General features: G+C 62.6%; 22 protein-coding genes and 1 riboswitch. Of the genes, 17 read left to right on the top strand and 5 right to left on the bottom strand.

Translation table 11 applies throughout. The features are described 5' to 3' along the window. Positions 1 to 123: 123 nt before the first annotated feature. Entirely contained in the window at positions 124 to 1,326 is a 1,203-nt protein-coding gene (locus J2J98_RS12500) for an adenylate/guanylate cyclase domain-containing protein (RefSeq protein WP_311044198.1), read from the top strand. A 69-nt stretch (positions 1,327 to 1,395) separates the two neighbouring features. Here J2J98_RS12500 and J2J98_RS12495 read toward each other — a convergent pair whose 3' ends face one another. Next, complete coding sequence (locus J2J98_RS12495; protein ID WP_207601202.1) at positions 1,396 to 3,186, bottom strand: chloride channel protein; 1,791 nt, start codon at positions 3,184 to 3,186, stop codon at positions 1,396 to 1,398. 226 nt (positions 3,187 to 3,412) lie between these two features. Then, a riboswitch (cobalamin riboswitch) is annotated at positions 3,413 to 3,561 on the top strand. 541 nt (positions 3,562 to 4,102) lie between these two features. On the opposite strand from J2J98_RS12495, the gene cobU reads away from it, so the two are divergent. Genes cobU through cobO form a run of 4 tightly spaced genes read left to right on the top strand, consistent with a single transcriptional unit; the run spans position 4,103 to position 10,376 of the window. Beyond that, on the top strand, positions 4,103 to 4,612 hold the full coding sequence (gene cobU / locus J2J98_RS12490; protein ID WP_207601201.1) for a bifunctional adenosylcobinamide kinase/adenosylcobinamide-phosphate guanylyltransferase: 510 nt from the start codon (positions 4,103 to 4,105) through the stop codon (positions 4,610 to 4,612). Positions 4,613 to 4,617: 5 nt separating this feature from the next. Next, positions 4,618 to 5,673: a cobalamin biosynthesis protein CobW gene (gene cobW / locus J2J98_RS12485; protein WP_207601200.1), complete on the top strand. Its 1,056-nt coding sequence runs from the start codon at positions 4,618 to 4,620 to the stop codon at positions 5,671 to 5,673. Between the two features lie 3 nt (positions 5,674 to 5,676). After that, on the top strand, positions 5,677 to 9,741 hold the full coding sequence (cobN, locus tag J2J98_RS12480; protein ID WP_207601199.1) for a cobaltochelatase subunit CobN: 4,065 nt from the start codon (positions 5,677 to 5,679) through the stop codon (positions 9,739 to 9,741). Then, a complete protein-coding gene (gene cobO, locus J2J98_RS12475) occupies positions 9,738 to 10,376 on the top strand; it encodes a cob(I)yrinic acid a,c-diamide adenosyltransferase (RefSeq protein ID WP_064705280.1) in 639 nt (212 codons plus the stop codon). The genes cobN and cobO overlap by 4 nt, the downstream gene beginning before the upstream one ends. Here cobO and J2J98_RS12470 read toward each other — a convergent pair. The 3 genes from J2J98_RS12470 to J2J98_RS12460 all read right to left on the bottom strand — a co-directional run bounded on the left by J2J98_RS12470 (position 10,348) and on the right by J2J98_RS12460 (position 12,437). Next, complete coding sequence (locus J2J98_RS12470; RefSeq protein ID WP_207601198.1) at positions 10,348 to 11,175, bottom strand: helix-turn-helix domain-containing protein; 828 nt, start codon at positions 11,173 to 11,175, stop codon at positions 10,348 to 10,350. The genes cobO and J2J98_RS12470 overlap by 29 nt on opposite strands. Then, positions 11,172 to 11,540: a nuclear transport factor 2 family protein gene (locus J2J98_RS12465; RefSeq protein ID WP_064705278.1), complete on the bottom strand. Its 369-nt coding sequence runs from the start codon at positions 11,538 to 11,540 to the stop codon at positions 11,172 to 11,174. The genes J2J98_RS12470 and J2J98_RS12465 overlap by 4 nt, the downstream gene beginning before the upstream one ends. A 111-nt stretch (positions 11,541 to 11,651) precedes the next feature. Continuing rightward, entirely contained in the window at positions 11,652 to 12,437 is a 786-nt protein-coding gene (locus J2J98_RS12460) for a TSUP family transporter (protein ID WP_207601197.1), read from the bottom strand. Between the two features lie 99 nt (positions 12,438 to 12,536). Between J2J98_RS12460 and J2J98_RS12455 the strand changes: the two genes are divergently transcribed. The 8 genes from J2J98_RS12455 to J2J98_RS12420 all read left to right on the top strand — a co-directional run bounded on the left by J2J98_RS12455 (position 12,537) and on the right by J2J98_RS12420 (position 19,335). Then, positions 12,537 to 12,956, top strand: a complete 420-nt coding sequence (locus J2J98_RS12455; protein WP_138393442.1) for a cobalamin biosynthesis protein — start codon at positions 12,537 to 12,539, stop codon at positions 12,954 to 12,956. A gap of 69 nt (positions 12,957 to 13,025) precedes the next feature. Then, a complete protein-coding gene (locus J2J98_RS12450) occupies positions 13,026 to 13,976 on the top strand; it encodes a nucleoside hydrolase (RefSeq protein ID WP_138393443.1) in 951 nt (316 codons plus the stop codon). A gap of 332 nt (positions 13,977 to 14,308) precedes the next feature. Continuing rightward, the gene (gene cobA / locus J2J98_RS12445) at positions 14,309 to 15,148 is read left to right on the top strand and encodes a uroporphyrinogen-III C-methyltransferase (RefSeq protein ID WP_207601196.1); all 840 of its coding nucleotides are present in this window, start codon (positions 14,309 to 14,311) and stop codon (positions 15,146 to 15,148) included. After that, positions 15,145 to 16,452: a cobyrinic acid a,c-diamide synthase CobB gene (locus J2J98_RS12440; protein ID WP_207601195.1), complete on the top strand. Its 1,308-nt coding sequence runs from the start codon at positions 15,145 to 15,147 to the stop codon at positions 16,450 to 16,452. Before cobA ends, J2J98_RS12440 begins: the two co-directional genes overlap by 4 nt. Next, complete coding sequence (gene cobD, locus J2J98_RS12435; RefSeq protein WP_138393446.1) at positions 16,449 to 17,489, top strand: threonine-phosphate decarboxylase CobD; 1,041 nt, start codon at positions 16,449 to 16,451, stop codon at positions 17,487 to 17,489. The genes J2J98_RS12440 and cobD overlap by 4 nt, the downstream gene beginning before the upstream one ends. After that, complete coding sequence (gene cbiB, locus J2J98_RS12430; RefSeq protein WP_138393447.1) at positions 17,486 to 18,466, top strand: adenosylcobinamide-phosphate synthase CbiB; 981 nt, start codon at positions 17,486 to 17,488, stop codon at positions 18,464 to 18,466. Before cobD ends, cbiB begins: the two co-directional genes overlap by 4 nt. A 91-nt stretch (positions 18,467 to 18,557) precedes the next feature. Next, positions 18,558 to 18,758 (top strand): ECs_2282 family putative zinc-binding protein, encoded by a 201-nt coding sequence (locus tag J2J98_RS12425; RefSeq protein WP_207601194.1) that lies wholly within the window; start codon positions 18,558 to 18,560, stop codon positions 18,756 to 18,758. 148 nt (positions 18,759 to 18,906) lie between these two features. Next, positions 18,907 to 19,335, top strand: coding sequence for a L,D-transpeptidase (locus J2J98_RS12420; protein ID WP_064705269.1), 429 nt, complete (start codon positions 18,907 to 18,909; stop codon positions 19,333 to 19,335). A gap of 93 nt (positions 19,336 to 19,428) precedes the next feature. Here the strand turns inward: J2J98_RS12420 and J2J98_RS12415 are convergent, their stop codons facing one another. Then, positions 19,429 to 20,148 (bottom strand): Crp/Fnr family transcriptional regulator, encoded by a 720-nt coding sequence (locus J2J98_RS12415; protein WP_207601193.1) that lies wholly within the window; start codon positions 20,146 to 20,148, stop codon positions 19,429 to 19,431. Between the two features lie 448 nt (positions 20,149 to 20,596). On the opposite strand from J2J98_RS12415, the gene J2J98_RS12410 reads away from it, so the two are divergent. The 4 genes from J2J98_RS12410 (at position 20,597) to J2J98_RS12395 (ending at position 24,074) form a co-directional block, all read left to right on the top strand. Then, entirely contained in the window at positions 20,597 to 20,875 is a 279-nt protein-coding gene (locus J2J98_RS12410; RefSeq protein WP_003540486.1) for an acyl carrier protein, read from the top strand. A gap of 217 nt (positions 20,876 to 21,092) precedes the next feature. Beyond that, the gene (locus J2J98_RS12405; protein ID WP_138393449.1) at positions 21,093 to 21,575 is read left to right on the top strand and encodes a 3-hydroxyacyl-ACP dehydratase FabZ family protein; all 483 of its coding nucleotides are present in this window, start codon (positions 21,093 to 21,095) and stop codon (positions 21,573 to 21,575) included. Next, complete coding sequence (locus tag J2J98_RS12400) at positions 21,572 to 22,777, top strand: beta-ketoacyl-ACP synthase (protein ID WP_207601192.1); 1,206 nt, start codon at positions 21,572 to 21,574, stop codon at positions 22,775 to 22,777. Before J2J98_RS12405 ends, J2J98_RS12400 begins: the two co-directional genes overlap by 4 nt. Before the next feature lie 10 nt (positions 22,778 to 22,787). Continuing rightward, positions 22,788 to 24,074 carry a beta-ketoacyl-ACP synthase gene (locus J2J98_RS12395; protein ID WP_138393451.1) on the top strand — a complete coding sequence of 429 codons (1,287 nt, stop codon included), beginning with the start codon at positions 22,788 to 22,790 and terminating at the stop codon, positions 24,072 to 24,074. The last annotated feature ends 44 nt before the right edge of the window (positions 24,075 to 24,118 follow it).

The raw sequence follows: 24,118 nt of genomic DNA, 5'->3' as shown, positions 1-24,118 counted from the left end.
AGAGGGGCTCGCCCTGGAGTGCGTAGCCGAAGTTCGGAGCTTCGAGGGAAGAGGAGGTCTCACGGTCGTATCGCATCAATATTTCGCCTAGGAGTAGTATCGCGATCCGAAGCAGGCTAATGAATGGTTGTTGATCCTCGCGGAGTTTGGAAAATTAAAGATCATATTCAGTGGATTATAGAGCAGGGAATCACGAGCGAGCATATTGGCGATCTCGTCGCCGGCCTGTGTGAACGGCTGATTGCGGACGGGTTTCCGATCTGGCGGGCGAGCATTCGCATGCCGTCCCTGCATCCTATGTATCGCGGCATCGCGGCCAATTTCATGCGGGGCGGTGAGACAGTTCTCGAGAATGCGGAGCACGGCAGCGAGACCGAGCGCAATTTCGAGAAGACGCCGATATTCTATCTTCTGAACCGCGGTGAGAAAACGGGGCGGTGGAACCTGGCGAAAGGCGAGGGTCTCCACTATGCCGAGCTTTACGAATTTGCGCTTGCCGGCGGCACGGACCACGTGATCAATCTTTTCGAGTTCCCGAAGGAAGTCGCGCTGAGGGGGCTCGGTTTCTCTCTGACGAGTGACGCTGCGGGCGGATTTTCGGATGATCAGCTGGCGATCATCGACGGACTGTTCCCGGCGCTGGGGCTTGCCGCTTACCGCGTGGCGGTTTCGAAGACCGCGACCGATATCCTCGCCGTCTATACCGGCGCCAGGACCAGCGCACGCATCCTTGCCGGAGAAACCCGCAGAGGCATGGGCGGATCAATCGATGCCGCCATCCTTATTGCGGACCTCCGCAACTTCACGGCGCTGACCGAGGTTTATCAGCCAGGAGAGATCGTCGGCTTTCTTAATGAGCATTTCGAGCTGATCGACCGGCATGTCGAGGAAAATTCCGGCGAGATCCTCAAGTTCATGGGCGACAGCGTGCTGGCAATCTTTCCGACGGAGGCCGAGGATCCGCAAAAGGCCTGCAGGGCCGCATTGGCTTCGGCGCAGAACCTGTTGAGGGCAAACGAGAAGCTCAATCGCGAGCGGACGCTGAATGGCGGCCCCGATATCGGGATTGATGTCGTCTTGCATCTCGGCGAGGTTTTCTACGGAAATGTCGGCGCCCAGGGGCGATTGGACTTTACCGTGATCGGCAGGGCCGTCAACGAGGCGTCGCGGCTTGAAAAGCTGTGCGGAACGCTTGAGCAGCCGTTGCTGCTGTCGGAGAGCTTCGCAGCGACCTGTGCCGTGCCCTGCGACTATCTCGGGTCTTTCGAGCTGCGTGGCGTTTCGAAGAGAGCCGACGTCTTCAAGCTTGCTGGCCGAGCCTCATAGAGCGTCGTGCGTCTTTTCGGACGCACAAAGGACGCTCTACCGCTATAAATCTACGCATCGGCCGATGCGTCAGATTTCGCCCGACACCTCGCGGCGGCGGCGGTCGAGTTCTTCGCTGTAGCGGCGCAGCGTGTGGCTTTCGCTGAGCTGTCCCACCACCTTGCGCTCAATCAGATTGTTGACGACGGCGAGCGCCTCGCTTTCGCTCTTGTCGAAGATAGCCGCCGCTTGCCTGGCGTTCATCTGCGGCTGCAGGAAATCGTTGCGGTAGCGGACGAAATCGGCGAGCGCCTTGCCTTCATCCTCGACGTCCGTCGGGTTGGCGTAGATCTCCGGGACCAAAACGAGGCCGGCATATTTGTCGCTCTCCTCGACGAGAATGACGCGCTGGGTCGAGCCGATCGGAAAGGCCTGCTTGAATTCCTCGAGCGAGATACCCGCCTTTGCCGTCTTGACGTCGGCGCGCATCAGTTTGTCCACAGTCAGGTTGCGGATCCAGCCGACGTCGTGGGCGCTGCGGATGCTTTCGCCGCGCAGATGGAAGCGCCATGTGGCGAAGGAGTAGCCGAAGGTCGAGCGCACGACGAGCGAGGAGATGATGACGGCGGCGAGCACCAGCGCGGTGATCGGAAAGTCGCCGGTAGTTTCGAGCGCCAGGAAGGTCATGGTCAGCGGCCCGCCGATGACCGCGACGGCAAGCGAACTCATGCCGACGACGGCATAGATGACGGGCGTCAGCGTCGCATCGGCGAAATAGGGGCCGCAATAGGCAAAGAGCTTGCCGAGCAGGGCGCCCATGAACAGCGAGGCGAAGAACAGGCCGCCCCTGAAGCCGGAGCCGATCGAGATCGCCGAGGCGAGGGATTTCAGGAGAAAAAGGCCGATCAGCGCCGGGATCGCCACGTCGCGGGACAGGTTGAGGTGTAGGGCGCCGTGGCCGGCCGAAAGCACCTGCGGTGAGATCATCGCCAACAGCCCGACGATGATGCCGCCGAGCGCCGGGCGGAAGGGCGGGGCAATCGAACTCTTGCGCGCCAGCTCCTCGACGAAGGCTACCCCCTGCATGAGGAGGATGCCGACGCCGGCGCAGAAGACACCCAGCAACAGCGCCGGGACATAATCGGCCGGCACGACCGAGCCGAAGCTACCTATATCGATGGTGAAGTCGCCCTCGGCAAGCAACCTTGCGACGAGGGTGGACACGAGGGCTGAAACGACGACCGGCGTCAGCGATACGATCGTATAGGTGCCGATGATCAGCTCGAAGGCATAGAAGGCGCCGGTCAGCGGCGCGTTGAAGGCGGCGGCGATGGCGCCCGCCGCGCCGCAGCCGACGAGGATGCGAAGGTCCGAGCGGCGGAGCTGCAGCTTCAGGCCGAATTTCGAGGCGAGGCCGGCGGCAAGCTGGGTGTAGCCGGCCTCGAGGCCGACGGAGGCGCCGAAACCGTTGGAGATCAAATTTTGCACGGCGACGATGATGCTGTCGGTGAGCGACAGGCGGCCGCCATGCAGCGCATTGGCCTCGATCGGATCGACCATCGGCTTCTTGCGCCGTTTCGCCAGTACAAAGAGCAAGAGGCCGAGCAGGAGGCCGCCTATCACAGGAGCTGTGAGCAGCAGCAGCTTGTCGTCGATCAGCGAGGAGCTCAGCCTCTCATCGTCCGATATGCCGAAGATCAGCTGGTGCAGCTCGTTGGAAACCAGGCTCATCCCTGTGACGGCAAGCCCAGAGGCGATGCCGACGACAGCGCCCGCCAGCGACAGGCCGACTTCGCTGCGGCGGGTCAGCGCGCGCAGCCGCCCGGGGTCGAAGAAAACACGCAGCGCCCGCAGGCGGCGCCGATCCAATTTCATAAGCATGGCTAGACAACTAGGCGGGAGAGACCCGGTCAAGGGCGACAACGCAGTCCGCTTGCGATGGAATTGCGGCGAAAAGCCGGCGCGCCGATCAAATATTCACGACGTAAGTCTCTGATTAAAGACGACATTTTCGGTAGGGTCAGTCGCATTGGCTTTGGACATTCACGTGATTCAGCCCCGGGGTGGCGGCGAAGGTCGGTTGACTTCATCTCCCGGCTTGCCTAACCATCCTGACATAACGGATGGTTCCGGATCCGCGTTACGCTTTCCGGATGAAAAGGGAATGTGACGGGGCGGACCCAAACCGGGCGCCTTCATCACAGCCGACCCCGCGACTGTAGAGCGGTCAGGGTCTTCCATCCGGCATCGAGACTTTCCGTTGGCAGCCTGCAAGGGTGCGGGCGGGCGGAACGGACCAGATGCCGGAAAAGCCACTGGATATGCATGGTGATCAACCGGGGTCGGACGCCTCTATATCTACGAATCGTCCACCTTTTCATCGATGCAGCCGGGAAGGCGAGGCAGATCCGCCGGTACAATCAGGGGCGACCGGAAACGGTCGTCCCGATCGTGCCGATACCCGCGAGCCAGGAGACCTGCCATCGGTGCCGGGCATAATGCCCAATTTGGGCGCATTGCCCGCTGCCAGCACGGAGGTTGTTTTGGCTGAACGATCGAATTCGGCGCTGCCTTCGGCGGCGCGTACGGGTTTCCCCTTCTCCCCAGCAGGGAGAAGGTGGCCCGACGGGTCGGATGAGGGGGCCACGCAGCACCTCCGTCCTTTTGCTCTTCGCTTGCGCTCGGGGCATTCACGGCTTCGCCGCTCACCCCCTCAACCGCCTGCCGACACCTTCTCCCCGCTGGGGAGAAGAGGGATGTGGAGCCGCCCCACCTTCTCTCGCAGGAGCGTCGGAGCATGACCGCAACCCTCATCCTCGGCGGCGCCCGCTCCGGCAAATCCCGATTTGCCGAAAATCTCGTCATTTCCACCGGCCTCGAGCGCCATTATATCGCGACCGGCCGTGCCTGGGACGACGAGATGCAGGCGCGTATCGACCAGCATAAGGACGATCGCGGCCCCTCTTGGATCACGCATGAGGAGCCGCTGGCGCTTGCCGAGCGACTTGCGGCTATCGATGGCGAGGGCAGGGCGATCCTGGTCGATTGCCTGACGCTCTGGCTTACCAATCTGATGATGGACGGGCGTGATATTGCGGTTCAGGCTGCTGCGCTTGCCGCCTGGTTGCCGCAGGCGAAGGCGCAGCTCGTTATCGTTTCCAATGAAGTCGGCCTCGGCATCGTGCCCGAGAATCGCATGGCGCGGGATTTTCGCGACCATGCCGGCCGGCTGCACCAAATGATCGCGGCGAAGGCCGACGAAGTCTATTTCATCGCGGCTGGTCTGCCGCTGAAAATGAAGGGTTGAAGTCCATGAACCAGCAGAAGATTCCCGCAACCGTCATCACCGGCTTTCTCGGCGCCGGCAAGACGACGATGATCCGCAACCTGCTGACCAATGCCGGCGGCAGGAAGATTGCGCTCATCATCAACGAGTTCGGTGATCTCGGGGTCGATGGCGATGTGCTGAAGGGCTGCGGCGCAGAGAATTGCACCGAGGACGACATTATCGAACTCACTAATGGCTGTATCTGCTGCACCGTCGCCGACGATTTCATTCCGACTATGACGAAGCTCCTGGAACGCGAACAGAGGCCCGACCATATCGTCATCGAAACCTCCGGCCTCGCCCTGCCGCAGCCGCTGGTCGCCGCTTTCAACTGGCCCGATATCCGTACGCAAGTGACCGTCGACGGCGTCATCACCGTTGTCGACAGCGCGGCCGTTGCCGCCGGTCGTTTCGCCGACGATCACGATGCGGTCGAGGCGGCGCGCAACGACGACGACTCGCTCGATCATGAGAGCCCGATCGAGGAGCTGTTCGAAGACCAGCTCACATGCGCCGATCTCATCGTCCTCAACAAGACCGATCTGATCGATGAAGATGGCCTCGGCCGCGTGAAGAGCGAAGTCGCCTCCCGCATTGCCCGCAGGCCGGTCATGATCGAGGCCAGGAATGGCGAGGTGCCGGCAGGCGTGTTGCTCGGTCTCGGCATCGGCACGGAAGACGATATCGCCAACCGCAAGTCCCATCACGAGCTGGAGCACGAGGAGGGAGCGCCGCATGATCACGACGAGTTCGACAGCTTCGTTGTCGAACTCGGCGCTGTTTCCGATCCGCAAGGCTTTGTCGAGAAGCTGAAAGGGATCATCGCCGAGCACGACGTGCTGCGCCTCAAGGGCTTCATCGACGTCTCGGGCAAGCCCATGCGCCTGCAACTGCAGGCCGTCGGCAGCCGCATCGACCAGTATTTCGACCGCGCCTGGGCACCGGGCGAGGCGCGCCGTACGCGCCTTGTCGTCATCGGCTTGCACGAGATAAATCAGGACGCGGTGCGCAAGGCCATCGAAGCGCTCGTTCAGGGATAACAGATGCATCTGCTTCTGGCCCAGCAGGGAACGATCAGCGACGGCGAGGAGGCAATCGACCTCGGACAGTCGCCGGGCGATATCCTGTTCCTTTCGGCTGCCGACACCGAACTTGCCGCGGTCGCGGCCGCCTATCGCGGGTGTGAGGGGATGCCTCATTCGCTGAGGCTCGCGAATCTGATGAGCCTCAAGCATCCGATGTCGATCGATACCTATGTCGAACGAACGGCCCGGCACGCCAAGCTGATCGTGGTGCGTGCGCTCGGCGGCGCCAGCTATTTCCATTATGCGCTGGAGGCGCTGCACTCCGTTGCCGCTCGCAACGGTGCACTGATTGCGGCATTGCCTGGGGATGCGAAGCCGGACGCCGGGCTGGCGCCGTTTTCGAATGTAGCGCTTGAGGATCTCAATGGGCTCTGGGGCTATCTGATCGAGGGCGGCGATACCAATACGCGGAGCTTCCTTGCTTATGCCTCGGCGATGCTGTCGGGCGCAGAGAAGCCGGCGCCGGCAGTGCCTTTGATGAAGGCGGGGATCTGGTGGCCGGAGCGAGGGGCGATCGGGGTCGAGGAGTGGCGGCGGGTGACAGCACCGTCATCGACCAAGGCGGCGATACCCCCCTCTGTCCTGCCGGACATCTCGCCCCTTGTCGGGGAGATGTCCGGCAGGACAGAGGGGGGTACCCCAAGCTCGACAGAAGAGGTGGAATTCGAACCCACGCCCCCCATCGTCGCCATCAGCTTCTACCGTGCCCTCGTCCAGAGCGGCGAGACCGAGCCGGTCGAGGCGCTGGTCGAGGCCCTGGCCGCACTTGGCCTGCGGCCGCTGCCGGTCTTTGCCTATAGCCTGAAGGATCCCGTTTCGACAGGCATTCTCGAGAGCGTGTTTTCGGCGCTGAAACCCGATGTCGTCATCAACACAACGGGCTTTGCGGTCTCTGCACCGGGCGCGGACCGGCAACCGACGGTACTGGAGGCGAATGACGCCATCGTGCTGCAGGCGGTCCTGTCGGCCTCGTCGAAGGAAGCCTGGGAGGCTTCGTCTCAGGGCCTCTCGGCGCGCGATCTCGGCATGAATGTGGCGCTGCCTGAAGTTGACGGGCGCGTGTTGGCGCGGGCAATCTCCTTCAAGACGGCGGCCCGCTACGATGCGGCGGTCGAGACCAATATCGTTGCAAACGTGCCCGATGCGGGCCGGGTGCGCTATACGGCGGAACTCGCCGCCAACTGGATGCGGCTGCGTCGCACGCCGGCCCATAGCCGGCGCATCGCCCTCGTAATGGCGAACTATCCGAACCGCGACGGCCGGCTCGGCAACGGCGTCGGCCTTGACACGCCAGCCGGCAGCATCGAGGTGTTGCGCGCGATGGCGGCGGCGGGCTATCCGGTCGCCGATGCTCCGGCCGACGGCGACGCGCTGATCCGGCATCTGATGGAGGGGCCGACCAATTCCGGGCACGACGGCAAGGTTATCCGCGAGACGCTTTCGCTGAGTCACTACAAAGGTTTCCTGGAATCTCTTCCCAAGAAGATTCAGGATGAGGTGACGGACCGCTGGGGCGGTCCAGAAGACGATCCCTATTTTTGCGGTAGCGGCTTCGCCCTGCCTTTTGCCCGCTTCGGCGGCATCCTCGTCGGCATCCAGCCGGCGCGCGGATACAATATCGACCCCAAGGAAAGCTATCATTCGCCGGATCTCGTGCCGCCGCACGGGTATCTTGCCTTCTATGCCTTCCTGCGCGGCGAATTCGGCGCGCATGCGGTCATTCACATGGGCAAACACGGCAATCTCGAATGGCTGCCGGGCAAGGCGCTGGCGCTTTCGGAAGATTGTTATCCCGAGGCAATCCTCGGGCCGCTACCGCATCTCTATCCCTTCATCGTCAACGATCCGGGCGAGGGCACGCAGGCCAAGCGCCGAACTGGCGCGGTCATCATCGACCACCTGACGCCACCTTTGACGCGGGCCGAGAGTTACGGGCCGCTCAAGGACCTGGAGGCGCTTGTCGACGAATATTACGAAGCCTCCGGCGGCGACCCTCGCCGCATCCGATTGCTCAGCCGGCAGATTCTCGACCTTGTGACCGATATCGGCCTCGACCGCGATGCGGGGATTGCGAAAGGCGAGAGCGAAGGTGAGGCGCTGAAGAAGCTCGACGCCTATCTCTGCGATCTCAAGGAGATGCAGATCCGCGATGGGCTGCATGTGTTCGGCGTTTCGCCGCAGGGGCGGCGGCTTACGGACTTGACCGTGGCGTTGGCGCGGGTCCCGCGCGGGCTGGGAGAGGGCGGGGATGCGAGTTTGCAGCGGGCGATTGCTGCGGACGCGGGATTGAGCGTGGTGCCCGCGATACCCCCCTCTGCCCTGCCGGACATCTCCCCCACAAGGGGGGAGATCGGCAAGTCGCTTGGGCTTGGTACAAAAGAAGCGTTGGAGAATGCCTCACCTTCGGCGGAGGAGATGGAGCGAGACCTCTCATCCCCGACCTCCCACCTTGTGGGGGAGATGTTCAGCAGGACAGAGGGGGGAGCCTCCATCTTCGACCCTCTCGATTGCGACATGGCCACCGCCTGGGCTCGCCCTAAACCGGCAATCCTAGCAGATATTCTCGACGCCCCCTGGCGAACCAACGGCGATACCGTCGAACGCATCGAATTGCTCGCCGCGAAGTTCGTTTTCGGCGAGATGGAATGCCCGCCTCTCTGGTCCCAAACCAGATCGGTACTCTCCGAGATTGAAACTCATCTCAAACCCTCCATCCTCGCCTGCGGCCGCGCCGAGATCGATGGGCTTCTCAAAGGACTCGACGGCCGCTTCGTCGCCCCCGGCCCCTCCGGTGCCCCGACCCGCGGCCGGCCGGACGTGCTGCCGACGGGCCGAAATTTCTATTCGGTCGACAGCCGCGCGGTGCCTACGCCAGCGGCCTATGAACTGGGCAAGAAATCGGCCGAATTGCTGGTGCGCCGCTATGTGCAGGATCACGGCGAATGGCCGGTTTCCTTCGGGCTGACGGCCTGGGGCACGTCGAACATGCGCACCGGCGGTGACGATATCGCCCAGGCGCTGGCGCTGATCGGTGTCAAGCCGCTCTGGGACATGAGTTCGCGCCGCGTTACCGGCTACGAGATCATACCGCCGGCGGCGCTCGGGCGACCGCGGGTGGATGTGACGCTGCGCATATCCGGCTTCTTTCGCGATGCTTTTCCGGAGCAGATCGCGCTGTTCGACAAGGCGATCCGGGCTGTTGGCGCGCTCGACGAGGATGAGGTCGATAATCCGATCGCTGTGCGTATGCGCGGCGAGGCGGCAAGCCTTGCAGCCGCCGGTCTCGACGCCGCGTCCGCGAGACGGCGGGCGGGCTACCGCGTCTTCGGCTCGAAACCCGGCGCCTATGGTGCGGGCCTGCAGGCGCTGATCGACGAGAAGGGCTGGGAGCGGCGAGCCGATCTCGCCGAAGCCTATCTTGTCTGGGGCTCCTATGCTTATGGCGCCGGTGAGGAGGGCAGGGCCGAGCGCGGTCTGTTCGAGGAACGGCTGCGCTCGCTGCAGGCCGTCATCCAGAACCAGGACAATCGCGAGCACGATCTGCTCGACAGCGACGACTATTACCAGTTCGAGGGCGGCATGGCGGCGGCGGCCGAACAGCTCGCAGGGACGCGGCCTGCAATCTATCATAACGATCACTCCAGGCCCGAACGGCCAGTGATCCGTTCGCTCGAAGAGGAAATCGGCCGCGTCGTGCGCGGCCGAGTCGTCAATCCGAAATGGATATCGGGCGTCATGCGCCACGGCTACAAGGGAGCAGCCGAGATCGCCGCCACCGTCGATTATCTTTTCGCCTTCGCGGCGACGACGGGCGCGGTCGGTGCGCATCATTTCGACGCGGTCTATCGGGCCTTCGTCGCCGATCCGGCCGTGCGCAGCTTCATGATCGAGAAGAACCCGGCGGCATTCGACGAGATGAGGGAGCGGCTCGGAGAAGCGATCGACCGCGGCCTTTGGACGCCGCGCAGCAATTCGGCCCGGTTCGACCTGACCGCCACACAACTGAATGAGGTGCATCGATGAGCGACGAGACCACGGACAACGACCCAGGCGGCAAGGACGATGTGCGCCACGCCGAGAAGATGGCGAAGAAGAAGGCCGCGCGCGACAAGATCATGGCGACGAAGACCGATGGCAAGGGCCTGGTCATCGTCCATACCGGCAAGGGCAAGGGCAAATCGTCGGCAGCCTTCGGCATGATCTTCCGCCACATCGCGCATGGCAAGCCGTCAGCCGTCGTGCAGTTCATCAAGGGCGCAATGTGGACCGGCGAGCGCGACCTGATCGAAAAGCATTTTTCCGATCTCTGCCAGTTCCACACCATGGGTGAGGGGTTCACCTGGGAGACGCAGGATCGCGCCCGCGACATCGCAGCCGCCTCGGCCGCCTGGGACAAGGCCAAGGAGCTGATCCGCGACGAACGCAATTCCATGGTGCTGCTCGATGAGATCAACATCGCGCTGCGCTACGACTATCTCGACATCAACGAGGTCGTCGCCTTCCTGAAGAGCGAAAAGCCTCATATGACGCATGTCGTGCTGACGGGGCGCAACGCCAAGGAGGAACTGATCGAGATCGCCGATCTGGTGACGGAGATGGAACTCGTCAAACACCCCTTCCGCTCCGGCATCAAGGGCCAGGCGGGCGTGGAGTTTTAAAGCCGTCAGCTGAGCCCTGGCTGCGCAGGATCGCGGCCGTTTCCTCATCCGCCGGAAAGAAGGATTCGACCGCAAGTTCCGACAAGGTGATATCGACAGGCGTGCCGAAGACAGTCGTTGTTGAGATTAGCGATAGGAGCCCAGCTTTGGTCGAAAGCCGGAGAGGAACTGCGATACCGGCATAGTCGGGGTGGTTTTCGCCGGGCCGTTCCGAAACCGGATAGGACCGCAGCTCCTTCAACAGCGTTTCCAGGATGGGATCGCCCGAGGCCGCTATCTGCTGACGCAACCTATCGAGGAGGTGGCTGCGCCACTCAGAGTGATTGACGATATGTGACGCCAATCCCTGCGGGTGCAGGCTGATGCGCAGGACATTGACGGGCGGCGTGAGCAGCGACTGATCGACAATGCCTGAGAGCAAGCGAGCGATGGCGGCGTTGGCCGTGACGAGGGTCCAGTGGCGGTCGACGGCCAGCGCCGGGAACGGCTCGTGCCCCTTCAGCACCATGTCGACGGCGCGCCGCGCCGCCTCAAGGGCAGGATCATCAAGCTTGCGTTCGGCAAAAATGGGGGCAAAACCCGCCGCCAGCAGCAGCGGGTTTCTTTCGCGGAGCGGCACTTCCAGCCGTTCGGCAAGATGCAGCAGCATTTCGCGGCTGGGTGTCGCGCGCCCGCTTTCGATGAAGCTCAGATGCCGTTGCGAGATCTCCGCCTCCAGCGCCAGGTCGAGTTGGCTCATGCGCCGGCGCTGACGCCATTCGCGCAGGTAATCTCCGAGAGAGCGGGCGGCCGGCGTCATCCGGCGGCTGCCGGCAATTGGTCGATGAAGCCGCGCACGGATTTCAGCTTGCCGCCGTCGAGTTCGGCGAAATCCGTGCCCTTGATCACCGCTTCGCCGTTTTCAGGCCCGAGCCCCCAGGAAAAGCGCAGATTATCGCCATAGCCGTCGGCCGCGCCGATCAGTTCGAAGCGGAAGCCGGGGAAGCGGCTTTGCACGGCCTCGACCAGCGCATTGATCTGCTCACGACCTTCGCCGCGCATCAGCGGATCGACATATGTGGCTGCTTCCGCCCAGCTCTCGGCGATGAGGGCGCGGCGGCGAGCGCCATCCGTCTCGTTCCAGATGGCGAGGTAGCGCTCGGCTTTGTTCTTTGCATCATTCATCGGGTCCATCTCCTTTTGATCGCCCGTCAGTTCCGGGCAGGTCGATCATGTGGGAAGGCGGTGCACCCTATCAATTACGCCCGAGGTAATGGAAGACGGTGGGGCGCTGGCTCAGATACCAAGCCAAACCCGCAGCGGATTTGTGGGATCGGCGAGCAGCTTAACCGCCAAAGCGACGCAGACGATTACGAGCAACGGCTTGATCAGCTTTGCGCCGATGCGCATGGCGAGCCGTGAGCCCAATTGTGCGCCGAGGAACTGGCAGACGCCCATTAACAGGCCGATCTTCCAGAGGATCGCGCCGAAGCTTGCAAAGACGATCAGCGCGCCGAAATTGGAGCCGAAATTGAGAAGCTTGGTATGGGCGGTTGCCTTCAACACGCCGAAGCCGGCGAGCGTGACGAAGGCGAGCATGAAAAAAGAACCAGTGCCGGGGCCGAAGACGCCGTCGTAGAAGCCGATGGCGGGCACCAGCATCAAGCCGAATGCGAAGGGCGTGATGAGTCGGTGTTTGTCGAGGTCATTGAGATTTGGCTTGACGGCAAAGAAGATCGCGATCGCCAGCAGCAGCACCGGCATGATCGCTTGAAGCACCTGTCCGGGTACGATCGTGGCAAGAGCGGCGCCAAGAGCGCCGCCCATGACGGCCATGAGCGCCATCGGCAGCTGTTCGGCAAGCTCCACATGGCCCTTGCGGGCATAGGCGAGCGTGGCGGACGCGGCGCCGAAGATCGATTGCACCTTGTTGGTCCCGAGCGTCTGCAGCGGCGGAATGCCGGCGATCAGCATGGCGGGAACGGTGATGAGACCGCCGCCGCCGGCAATTGCATCGACGAAACCGGCAAAGAAGGCAGCCGCGCAGAGCAGCAGAAGCAGATGGAGGGCAATATCAGGCAAGATACTATTCCAGAAGGTCTTTCAGCCGGTCTTGTTGCATTTCCCTCTCCAAGCTGCAATGGCTGCAAGGACAGAGCAAGGGCACATTCGGCTGCTTCCATGAGCGACATTTCTTTCGGCACGGCAAGACGCCATGTGCTCGGGCTTGGCTGCGAGCGCGGGACGCCGCCTGCGGAGGTGTTGGCGCTCGCCGTCGAGGCGCTCGAGGCGGTCGGGATCGGTGCGGACGAGCTCGCCGCCATTGCTTCCATCGGCAGCCGGCGGCAGGAGGCGGCAATCCTGGCGGTCGTCAGGCATTTTGCCGTGCCGGTCGTATTTTTCGACGCGCCGCGGCTGGAGCGGGAAACGCCGCGGCTTAAAAACCCATCGGCTGTCGTCTTTGCTCGCGTCGGCTGCCATGGCGTTGCGGAAGCCGCAGCGCTTGCGGCGATCGGCGACGATGCCGAATTGGTGCTTGGCAAAATCAAATCGCCGCGGGCGACGGCGGCCGTCGCCCGCGGCGGGTTGCGGAAAGCCTGATCGTCGCTATGGTGCGGCAATTCGCGGCGCCAACCGGCAGCCTCGCGATTCACATCTAGAGGACATATCATGCACAAGGTCATTTATGACACTGACCCGGGCGTTGACGACGCCATGGCGCTTCTCTTCCTGCATCGCCACCCCGAAATCGATCTGATCGGCATCACCACAGTCTTCGGCAATGCATCGGTCGAGACGACGACGCGCAATGCACTCTTCCTCAAACGCGAATGGAACATTCCGGCGCCCGTCGCCAAAGGCGCCGGCGTCACCATCGACGCCACGCGCGCCGAGCGGGAATGGCCTTCCATGGTGCATGGCGACAACGGCCTCGGCGATATCGAGGTACCAAAGACGATCGACTTGCCGCTAGATCCGCGCCCGGCGCACCGCTTTATCATCGACACCGTGCGCGCCCATCCAGGCGAGGTGCGCCTGGTCGCGGTGGGGCGGATGACTAATCTGGCGATGGCGTTGAAGGTGGATCCAGAGATTGCGACCCTGGTCAAGGACGTCGTCATCATGGGTGGCAATTTCTATGTACCCGGCAATGTCTCGCCGGTCGCCGAGGCCAATATTCACGGGGATCCCGAAGCCGCCGACATCGTCATGACCGCGCCTTGGAAGGTGGCCGTCATCGGCCTCGACGTCACCTCGATCACCACCATGAGCCGCAGTTATCTCGGCAGGATGGCGACCGAGGGAGATGGTGCCGTGAAACTGCTCGATGCACTCTCCCAGTCCTACATCGACTTTTACAAGCATGCGGTCGAGGACGGCATGATGGTGCATGACAGCTGCGCCGCAGTCTACGTTGTGGCGCCGGAGCTGTTCTCGTCCATATCGGGTGCGGTGCGTGTCGTCTGCGGCGGCATTGCCGATGGCCAGACGATCGTCAAGCCGGACGGTCGCCGGTTCCCGCCGGGCGATTGGGATGGCCTGCCGAGCCATATCGTCACCACCGGCATCGAGTCGGAAAAGGTCCTCAACCTGATCCGCGGTACGCTGCTTCGCGGCTGAGTGTCTCGCAGGCTGATTGCAGCAGGCGTCAACTTTCGGCTTGCTTTTTTCGTGGCGTCACACTCGGTCTTGCGCCTAGATTTCGGTGCGGCCGCCGCAGATGCTCGGGACAAGCCCGAGCATCACGAGGGGGAGTTGGACGACTCTGTTAGCACTCCGTGCTGTAGGCGGTCTCGTTTGGACGATGTCATAATACATTCATGTTGTTGCGGCGCTTTGCTGCGATCTCGAATCCGCTTGTTTACAAATTGATTCATCCTCATCTCAGCAACTTCAAGTGAGGTGCTGCAGGCGGCGTTGACCTTGGTCCTTGCTGGGCCTAGATCAACAAAATGTTTAATAGCACATTCTCCCATTTGCCGGCCTTGGAGCCGGGCAGCGTCTGGCTCGTCGGGGCCGGTCCGGGTGATCCGGGCCTGCTGACGCTCCTGGCCGCCAAGGGGCTCGCCGAGGCCGATGTGATCGTCCATGACGCGCTGGTCAATGAGGACTGTCTTAGGCTCGCGCACCCCGGCGCCGAACTCGAATATGCCGGCAAACGCGGCGGCAAGCCCTCGGCGAAACAGCGCGATATTTCGCTGCGGCTGGTGGAGTTGGCGCGTGCCGGCAAGCGGGTGCTGCGGTTGAAGGGTGGCGATCCCTTCGTCTTCGGCCGCGGCGGCGAAGAGGCGCTGATGCTGGTCGAGCATAATATACCGTTCCGCATCGTGCCCGGCATCACCGCCGGTATCGGCGGGCTTGCCTATGCCGGCATTCCGGTGACGCATCGCGAGGTCAATCATACGGTGACGTTTCTCACCGGCCATGATTCCTCCGGTATCGTACCTGATCGAATAGACTGGGAAGCGATCGGCAAGGGGTCGCCCGTGATCGTCATGTACATGGCGATGAAGCATATCGCCCAGATCAGCGCCAACCTCATTGCGTCGGGCCGCTCGCCGTCCGAGCCCGTGGCTTTTGTCTGCAATGCGGCGACCGGGGCGCAGCAGGTGCTGGAGACGACGCTTGGGCAGGCGACCGAGGCTGTCACCGCCTCCGGGCTCGAGCCGCCGGCGGTGGTCGTCGTCGGCGAGGTGGTGCGGCTCCGAGCCTCACTTGACTGGCTCGGCGCTCTCGCCGGGCGGCGCCTGCAACCCGATCCATTCCGCCAGTCCGGCCAGGTGCTGGCATGAGCGGCCTCCTGATTGCAGCTCCTTCCTCCGGTGCCGGCAAGACGACGGTGACGCTCGGCCTGCTCAGAGCCTTGCGTCGGCGGGGCATAGCGGTCGCGCCTGGCAAGGCCGGCCCCGACTATATCGATCCCGCCTTCCATGCGGCGGCGAGCGGCACGCCCTGCCTGAATTTCGACCCCTGGGCGATGCGGTCGGAGTTGATTTCGGCCAATGCCACGCTACACCGCTCCGGCGACCGCATTCTCGTCATCGAGGCGATGATGGGGCTGTTCGACGGAGCGGCCGACGGCAAGGGGACGGCGGCGGATCTGGCCGCCCAGCTCGGCCTTTCCGTGGTGCTGGTCATCGACGCCTCACGCATGTCGCAGTCGGTCGCGCCGCTGGTTGCCGGTTTTGCCGGCTTCCGCGCCGATGTCCGCGTTGCCGGCGTTATCCTCAACAAGGTCGGCAGCGAACGGCACGAGGCGATGCTGCGTCAGGCGCTCGAGGCGATCCGCATGCCCGTGATCGCCGTGATCGGCAGCGACAAGGCGCTTGCCTTGCCGGATCGCCATCTCGGCCTTGTCCAAGCCGGTGAACATACACGTCTTGAAGGTTTCATCGAGCATGCGGCGGACGCCGTCTCCGAGGAATGCAATTTCGAGTTTCTGCTGCGTATCGCAAGGCAGGGCCTGAACCGGCCGTCGGCCGCCAATATCGATCGTCTGCCGCCGCTCGGCAGTCGCATTGCGGTGGCCCGGGATATCGCTTTCGCCTTTTCCTATGAGCACATGCTGCTTGGCTGGCGGCGGCGGGGGGCTGCGATTTCCTTCTTCTCGCCGCTCGCCGACGAGGCGCCCGCTGCCGATGCGGATGCGATCTATTTGCCCGGCGGCTATCCTGAGCTGCATGCCGGCAAGCTCTCACAGGCGCCGACTTTCCGCGCCGGCCTTCTCGATGCGGCGGCGCGGGGCATCCGGATCTATGGCGAGTGCGGCGGCTATATGGTGCTCGGCGAAGGCCTGATCGATGCAGAGGGCAAGCGCCACGAGATGCTCGGCCTGCTACCCGTCGTCACCAGCTATGCCGCGCGCAAACGCCATCTCGGTTACCGTCACGTCATGCCGCTCGACGGCGCGATCTTTCAGCGGGCGATGACGGCGCATGAGTTCCACTATTCCACCCTCATTTCGGAGGGCCGGGGCGAGCGGCTGTTTCAGGTCCGGGATGCGCTCGGAACCGATCTCGGCCAGGCGGGGCTCCGGCGCGGGCAGGTGTCGGGTTCCTACATGCATCTGATCGATCTCGCCGGGATCTCCGCGTGAGCGCGCCGATCTTCCATGGCGGCGGCATTACCGCTGCTGCTGCCACCTTTGGCGGCAGGCCGGAGGACTGGCTCGACCTTTCCACCGGCATCAATCCATGCCCAACCGCTCTGCCGGAAATCCCGAAAAAGGCTTGGCACCGCCTGCCGGACAGCTATCTGGTCGATGAGGCAAGGCGGGCGGCGGGCGATTACTACGGGAGCGGCAAAATCCTGCCGCTTCCGGTGCCTGGCACGCAATCGGTGATCCAACTTCTGCCGCGATTACTCACAGAGGGTGGGGGCGCCCGAACGGATGGCAAAGTCGCCATGGTGGACAACAGGGTCGCGGTCGTGGCGCCGACCTATGGCGAGTATACACGCGCTTTTATTTCGGCGGGTTTTGCCGTCGATACGGTCGGTGATGTCGCTGCGATCGGGGCCCGGCATCGGCTTGCCGTTGTCGTGAATCCGAACAATCCCGATGGGCGGACATGGCCGGTCGAAACGCTCATTGGCCTGCATGACAGGATGAAGGCTGCAAATGGACTTCTCGTCGTCGATGAAGCCTTCGGCGATGCTGTTCCGGCACTCAGTCTCGCAGGCAACATGCAGAGGCTCTCAAATCTGGTGATCTTCCGCTCCTTCGGCAAGTTTTTCGGGCTCGCCGGCCTGCGCCTCGGTTTTGCGATTGCGCATGAAGACATTCTCAAACGTTTCGAGGAATGGCTCGGACCCTGGGCAGTCTCAGGGCCGGCCCTTTCCATAGCAGGCTCGCTGCTGCGTTCGGACGTTTCTCCCATCCGCCGGCTTATCGATGAGCGCGCCGCCGCGCTGCATTCGGTGCTGACCGGAGTCGGGCTGCAGGTCGCAGGGAGGACGGCGTTGTTTGCCCTTGTCGACCATGCGAGGGCGAGCGACATTTACACGCATCTCGGCCGGCATCATATTCTGGTCCGCAAGTTCGACTATGCGCCCGCATGGCTGCGCTTCGGGCTTACGCCGGGCCCGGCGGCGGACCTGCGGCTTGGCGAAGTCCTTCAGAGATTTGAGCGATGACGATCGACCAAAACCTACTCGTGCTGCTTCTGGCGCTGCTGCTCGACCGGATCGTCGGCGATCCGCAATGGCTCTGGTCACGAGTGCCGCATCCTGTCGCGATTTTCGGAGTGGCAATCTCCTATGCCGATGGGCAGCTCAATCCTTCAAGCCTCACGGGCCATCAGCGACGGATGAATGGTGTTGCTGCCATCCTGGCGCTGCTGTTGCTGGCCTTGGCGGCAGGCTTCGTGTTCGGCCGGTTTTTCGCGCTGTTCGGCCTCGCCGGCATCCTGCTGGAAACCGGACTGGTGGCGATCTTCCTGGCGCAGAAGAGCCTTGCCGATCATGTCGCCGCCGTTGCTGTCGCCTTGCGTGAGGAGGGGCTTATCGGTGGGCGGGCCGCCGTCTCCCGCATTGTCGGGCGCGATCCCGAGACGCTGGATGAGCCCGGCGTCTGCCGCGCAGCGATCGAAAGCCTTGCCGAGAATTTCTCCGATGGCGTTGTGGCGCCTGCACTCTGGTATGCCATCTTCGGCCTGCCCGGGCTTTTCGCTTACAAGATGCTGAACACGGCGGATTCGATGATCGGCCACAGATCGGAGAAATATATCGATTTCGGCTGGGCCGCCGCCCGGCTCGACGACGTCGCCAACTGGCCGGCTGCGCGTTTATCCATCCTGCTGATTGCCGCCGGCGCCTGGATCCGGCGCGGCACCAGCGCCTGCCGCGAGGCGATCCGGGTCGCGATGCGTGACGGCGGCCTGCACCGTTCGCCGAATTCCGGCCGGCCGGAAGCGGCAATGGCCGGCGCACTGAATGTCCAGCTCGCCGGACCACGCATCTATGGCGGCGTACTCGTGACCGAGCCGATGATCAACAATTCCGGCCGCGATGTAGCGACCTCCGGCGACATCGAGGATGGCGTCTCGGTGTTTCAGGCGAGCTGCATGGTGCTCACCGGCGTGACGTTCGGATTGTTTTTGTGCTTCCTGTGAGGGGCTTGCGGCATCACTCACGCCCGGTGGACAGTTCCGTCGCAAACGTTTATGCGAAACGCCTCACATCCATCAGACCGGAAGCAGAGCGATGACAGTTCAGGTTGAACTACCGTGCCCAAAGTGCAAAAGCACCAAGATGAAAATCGAGCGGCCCGAGATCCGCGAGACCGACATCATAACCTGCGCGGCCTGCGGCCATAATCTCGGCACCATGGCTTCCATCCGCGAAAAGATGAACAAGGCCTACCAGAAGCTCAAGCAGACCCCGGCGGCGAGCAAACTTCAGTGAGGCGAGCTATGCTCCTGCGGCGCTAACGCCTGTTTCTGCCGGTTAGAACTGTGATTACCATTCGGATTAAAGCTATATAATAAGTATCGTCGTAGTCTCTCTGTCGTGAGGGCGCAATCCAACTGCGCGGGCGCGAAGAGGGGTTATCATGAAGACGATTGTTGTGGCCGCAGCCGCAAGTTTATTGCTGCAGTTTTCTCCGGTTGCGGCTGAGGCGGCAACGCTGGTTGCGAATATCAGCATCGGCAAACAGACGATGACCGTCACCGAGAACGGCTTCGTCAAGTATCGCTGGAAGGTTTCGACCGCGCGCAATGGCTATGTCACGCCGACTGGCTCCTGGAGCGCAAAATGGCTGTCGCGCAACCATCGCTCCCGCAAATACGACAATGCGCCGATGCCTTACGCAGTGTTTTTCAACGGTGGTTATGCCGTTCATGCCACTTTCGATCTTAAGCGGCTCGGCACGCCGGCCTCGCATGGCTGCGTTCGCCTGCATCCCGATAATGCGGCAGAGTTCTTCTCACTGGCGCGGCAGGCAGGCCTAGCCAATACCCGTGTGGTTATCAGGCGCTGATCCCGGATCAGCGCCCGAACCGACTCTACATCCGATCCTCTTATGCGCTGATCCCGGATCAGCGCCTGAATCCGAATTCGACCTTTGATTGCGTTATGCGCTGATCCTTTCCAGCTCATCCAGATCGGGCACGACAATATGTCTGGAGTTCTCGATCAAGATGACACCCCGCTTGCGCAGCCTGGTCATCTGCCGGCTGACGGTTTCGATCGTCAGCCCGAGAAAATCGGCGATCTCTGCGCGCGACAGCGGCAGGTCGAAGGCCGTGCTGATGGCGGTTTGCGGCTCTGCATGGGTTGCGATGAGGTGGAGCAGGCTTGCAACTTTCTCCTCCGCCGTGCGGCGGCCGAGCGTCAGCATCCATTCGCGTGCGGCGTCCAGCTCGTTGAGGGCCTGATCGTGCAGCCTGCGCTGCAGCTCCGGCGTCTCTGCAATCATGCGGTCGAGCAGGTTGCGCGGGAAGACACAAATATCGGCGTCGGTTGCCGCTTCCGCCGACAGTGTGCTTTCGCGCACGAAGGGTCTGCCGACGAAATCGGGAGCGAACTGCAGCCCGACGATCTGCTGGCGTCCGTCCGCCATCATCTTGCAGAGCTTTACCACCCCGCGCATGATGTTTGAATAAAAAGAGCACTCCGGTCCTTGCGCAATGATCTCCGAGCCCGCCTCGATCTTGCGGCGCAGGGAGTGGCGGTTGAGCTCCTTCAGCTGGGCGTTCGACAAGGCGCCGCAGACGACACCGTGACGCGCCTGACAGGAACGACATGCGACGGGCGTGCCTGTTTCGAAAATCTCACTGCTGGCGACGTCCATCGTCGTGATCCTTCAAAAAACCGGACATGCCGGAACGCGATCGGGATCTCTTCCGGCAGAGCTTGATGAATATCAAATGCCGGCGCGCATTATTTGATTCAGATCAAAGACCGATGCGGATGTTGGACAAGCGAATTCTGCGTCCACACGCCTGATTCGATGGCTTTCGTCCCGTCGGCGAAACTATTCCTCCGCCTCGACATCCCCTTACTTCGTCTCCGCTCGCCGCTCTGGAGGTATTTGTCTTGACGCATGCTATTCCTGCAGAAATCGAGGCATGGTTTTGCGCCACATGCCCTATTTTCGGCGCGCGCGCTCGCCGGCGTTCCATTGCTGTTTAGGCAACACCTTGTTGTCAAATTGCCGCGACGCCCGGACGAAAGCATTGGCTTTTGAAAAGGATTTGCCTATGAGGGGGTCTAAATCGTCATTTCATGAGGTACAGCGCGTGACCGCTACATTCGATAAAGTTGCCGACATTATTGCAGAAACCAGCGAGATCGATCGCGCCACGATCACGCCGGAGAGCCATACGATCGACGACCTCGGTATCGACAGCCTCGATTTTCTCGACATCGTCTTTGCGATCGACAAGGAATTCGGCATCAAGATTCCGCTCGAAAAGTGGACGCAGGAGGTCAACGAAGGCAAGGTTTCCACGGAAGAATATTTCGTGCTGAAGAACCTCTGCGCGAAGATCGACGAGCTCAAAGCAGCCAAGGCCTGAGCGACATATCAGTGTTTTTTGAACGCCCTGCCGCCCTGACCATGGCGGCCGGGCGGTTTCGTTCCTAGATCGGTTCAGATTCATGATGAATCGCCCGAACCGTTCTGCGGTTCTGTTCTTACGCAATTCCTGCGAAACCTCTTCGCACTTTTCCCGGAATTGCTCTAAGTAGGCGTCACCGGCGGGCGGAGATGGCTCGTCGGGCCGGAGGATCCGAATGCTGCTGGAATATTTCCAGATGATTGACCGCGTTCAGGCGGTGGACCTGAAGAAGGGTACGCTTACGGCGCGCTCCGTCGTGCCGGCCAAGAGCCCCGTTTTCGAGGGCCATTTTCCCGGCATGCCGCTCGTTCCCGGAGTGCTCTTGATCGAGACTATGGCGCAGGCCTCCGGGATGCTGGTGCTTGCCGCCACCGATTTTGCCGCCATGCCCTTCTTGATGTCGGTCGACGGCGCCAAGATGCGCACTTTCGTTGAACCGGAGGCCGTGCTCGACATCGAGGCGGTGCTGGAACACGACGGTTCGGGTTTCGCGGTCACCAAGGCCAAGATCACCAGCGGCGGCAAGAAGGTCTGCGATGCGCAGCTGAAACTGCGCACCATGCCCTTCAGCGAGGTTCCGCTCGGCGATATCGTAAAAAAACGCGCCGGCGAGGTCGGGCTTCTCGACGCGATCGCAGCGCAGGGAGTGGTTGGATGAACAAGGCTGCAAACGACGTCGTCATTTCAGGCGTCGGCATCGTCACCTGTCAGGGCGTCGGAAAGGACGCGCATATTGCGCTGCTTTCTGCCGAGCGTGCCCCGACGGCAATCGTCGAGATCGAGAAATTCAAACCCTATCCGGTGCATCCGCTGCCCGAGATCGACTGGTCGCAGCAGATCGCAAAGCGCGGCGACCAGCGCCAGATGGAGAACTGGCAGCGCATCGGCGTCTTCGCCGCGGGTCTTGCGCTCGACGATGCCGGCTTCAAGGACAATATCGAGGCCTGCGGCACGATGGACATGATCGTGGCCGCCGGCGGCGGCGAGCGCGACATCAACGTCGACACGCTGATCGTCGACGAGGGTCTGAAGCGCAACGATCGCGAGCTGCTGCTTAATGAGAAGCTGACGACGGAACTGAGGCCGACGCTCTTTCTAGCGCAGCTTTCCAACCTGCTTGCCGGCAACATATCCATTGTTCACAAGGTCACGGGCTCCTCGCGCACCTTCATGGGCGAGGAAGCGTCAGGCGTTTCCGCCGTTGAGACAGCCTTCTGGCGCATCCGCTCCGGCGAATCGACCCATGCGCTAGTTGGGGGCGCCTTTGCTGCCGAGCGTCCCGATATGATCCTGCTCACCGAAGCGGTTGGCGCGCATACGCGCGGCGAATGGGCGCCGCTCTGGTCGCGCTCCAGCCTTGAGGGCGGCGGCATGATCACCGGTTCCGCCGGCGCCTTCCTGGTGCTGGAATCGCGCAAGCATGCGGAAGAGCGTGGCGCGCACATCTATGCGACGATCAGCGCTGTCGAAGGCGATCGCGGCAATCGCGGCGCCGGTAATTTCGAAGCGCGGATGGAGCGGCTGTTGAAGCCCGCCGCGGAGCTCCCGGCAGAGAGCACGGCGATCTTCTCCGGCTCGACCGGCATGCACGAGATCGCCGCCCGCGAGAAGGCGGTGCTGGAACATCAGCTTGCGGGTGCTGCGATCCGCGGCTTCGGCGGTATTTCCGGCCACACCATCGAGGCGCAGTTCCCGCTCGGGCTGGCGCTCGCAGCCCTTGCCATCGATGCCAAGGCCAAGGTTCCGCCCTTCGATACAGCCCACGAAGCGCCGATGAAGGCGGGTACGAAGGCAGCCGTCGTAACAACGGTCGGACATCAGCGCGGCGAGGGTGTCGCCGTTCTTTCCGCAGAGGCGTGAGGAGAGAGATATGACAGCTTCCGCTTACAAGGATCATCTCGGCCGGCCGATCGTTGCAGTGACCGGCATGGGCATCATCACTTCGCTCGGCCAAGGTCTGAAGGACAACTGGGCGGCCCTTTCCTCCGGCACCTCCGGTATCCACGCGATCAACCGTTTTCCTACAGAAGGCCTATCGACACGGATCGCCGGCACAGTCGATTTCATCGAGATTCCGGTGCCGAATGCCGTCGAGCGCTCCTATGCCTTTGCGCGCGAGACGACCATCGAAGCATTGGCCGATGCCGGTCTCTCGGGCGATTTCAATGGTCCGCTGTTTCTTGCCGCGCCGCCGATCGAGCCCGAATGGAGCGCTCGTTTCGAACTCGCAGACCGCTCGCCGGCTGCCGACCATCCGGGCGACGCCTATGAGCGCTTCCTGACGGCGCTGCGCCAGCGGCCCGACCCGGCCTTCCACGAGGCGGCGCTGTTCGGCGCGATTTCCGAGCGCCTTGCCGACCGGTTCGGCACACGTGGCCTTCCCGTGACATTGTCGACGGCCTGTGCTTCCGGGGTCACCGCCATCCAGCTCGGCATTGAGGCGATCCGCCAGGGCCGCACCGATCGGGCTCTGACCGTCGCGACCGACGGGTCGCTGAGCGCCGAAGCGCTGATCCGCTTCTCTCTTCTGTCGGCCCTTTCGACCCAGAACGACCCGCCGACCAAGGCTTCCAAGCCCTTCAGCAAGGATCGCGACGGTTTTGTCATTGCCGAGGGCGCGGCGACCCTGGTGCTGGAATCGCTGGAAGCGGCGGTTGCCCGCGGCGCCAAGGTGCTCGGTATCATGAAGGGCGCCGGCGACAAGGCCGACAGCTTCCACCGCACCCGGTCCTCGCCCGATGGCGGTCCGGCCATCGCAACGATCCGCGCGGCTCTTGCCGATGCCGGCATCGACGAGAGCGGCATCGGCTATATCAATGCGCACGGCACATCGACGCCTGAGAACGACAAGATGGAATATGGCGCGATGTCAGCCGTCTTCGGCGAACGGCTCGTCGGCATTCCGGTGTCGTCGAACAAGTCGATGATCGGACATACGCTGACGGCGGCCGGTGCGGTTGAGGCAGTGTTCTCGCTGCAGACGATGCTGACAGGCACGCTGCCGCCGACGATCAACTACACCAATCCCGATCCGTCGATCGTGCTCGATGTCGTGCCGAACAAGAAGCGGGAAGCCCAGGTTTCGGCTGTGCTTTCCAACTCCTTCGGCTTCGGCGGGCAGAATGCCAGCCTTGTCATGGCGCTCGAACCGGCTTAAGCGGTTCCCGACAATTTTGATGACAAGAAAAACGCCTTCGAGGC

This window comes from Rhizobium bangladeshense (assembly GCF_017357245.1).
Taxonomy (GTDB): Bacteria; Pseudomonadota; Alphaproteobacteria; order Rhizobiales; family Rhizobiaceae; genus Rhizobium; species Rhizobium bangladeshense.
This window is presented reverse-complemented; position numbering and strand designations above follow the sequence as displayed.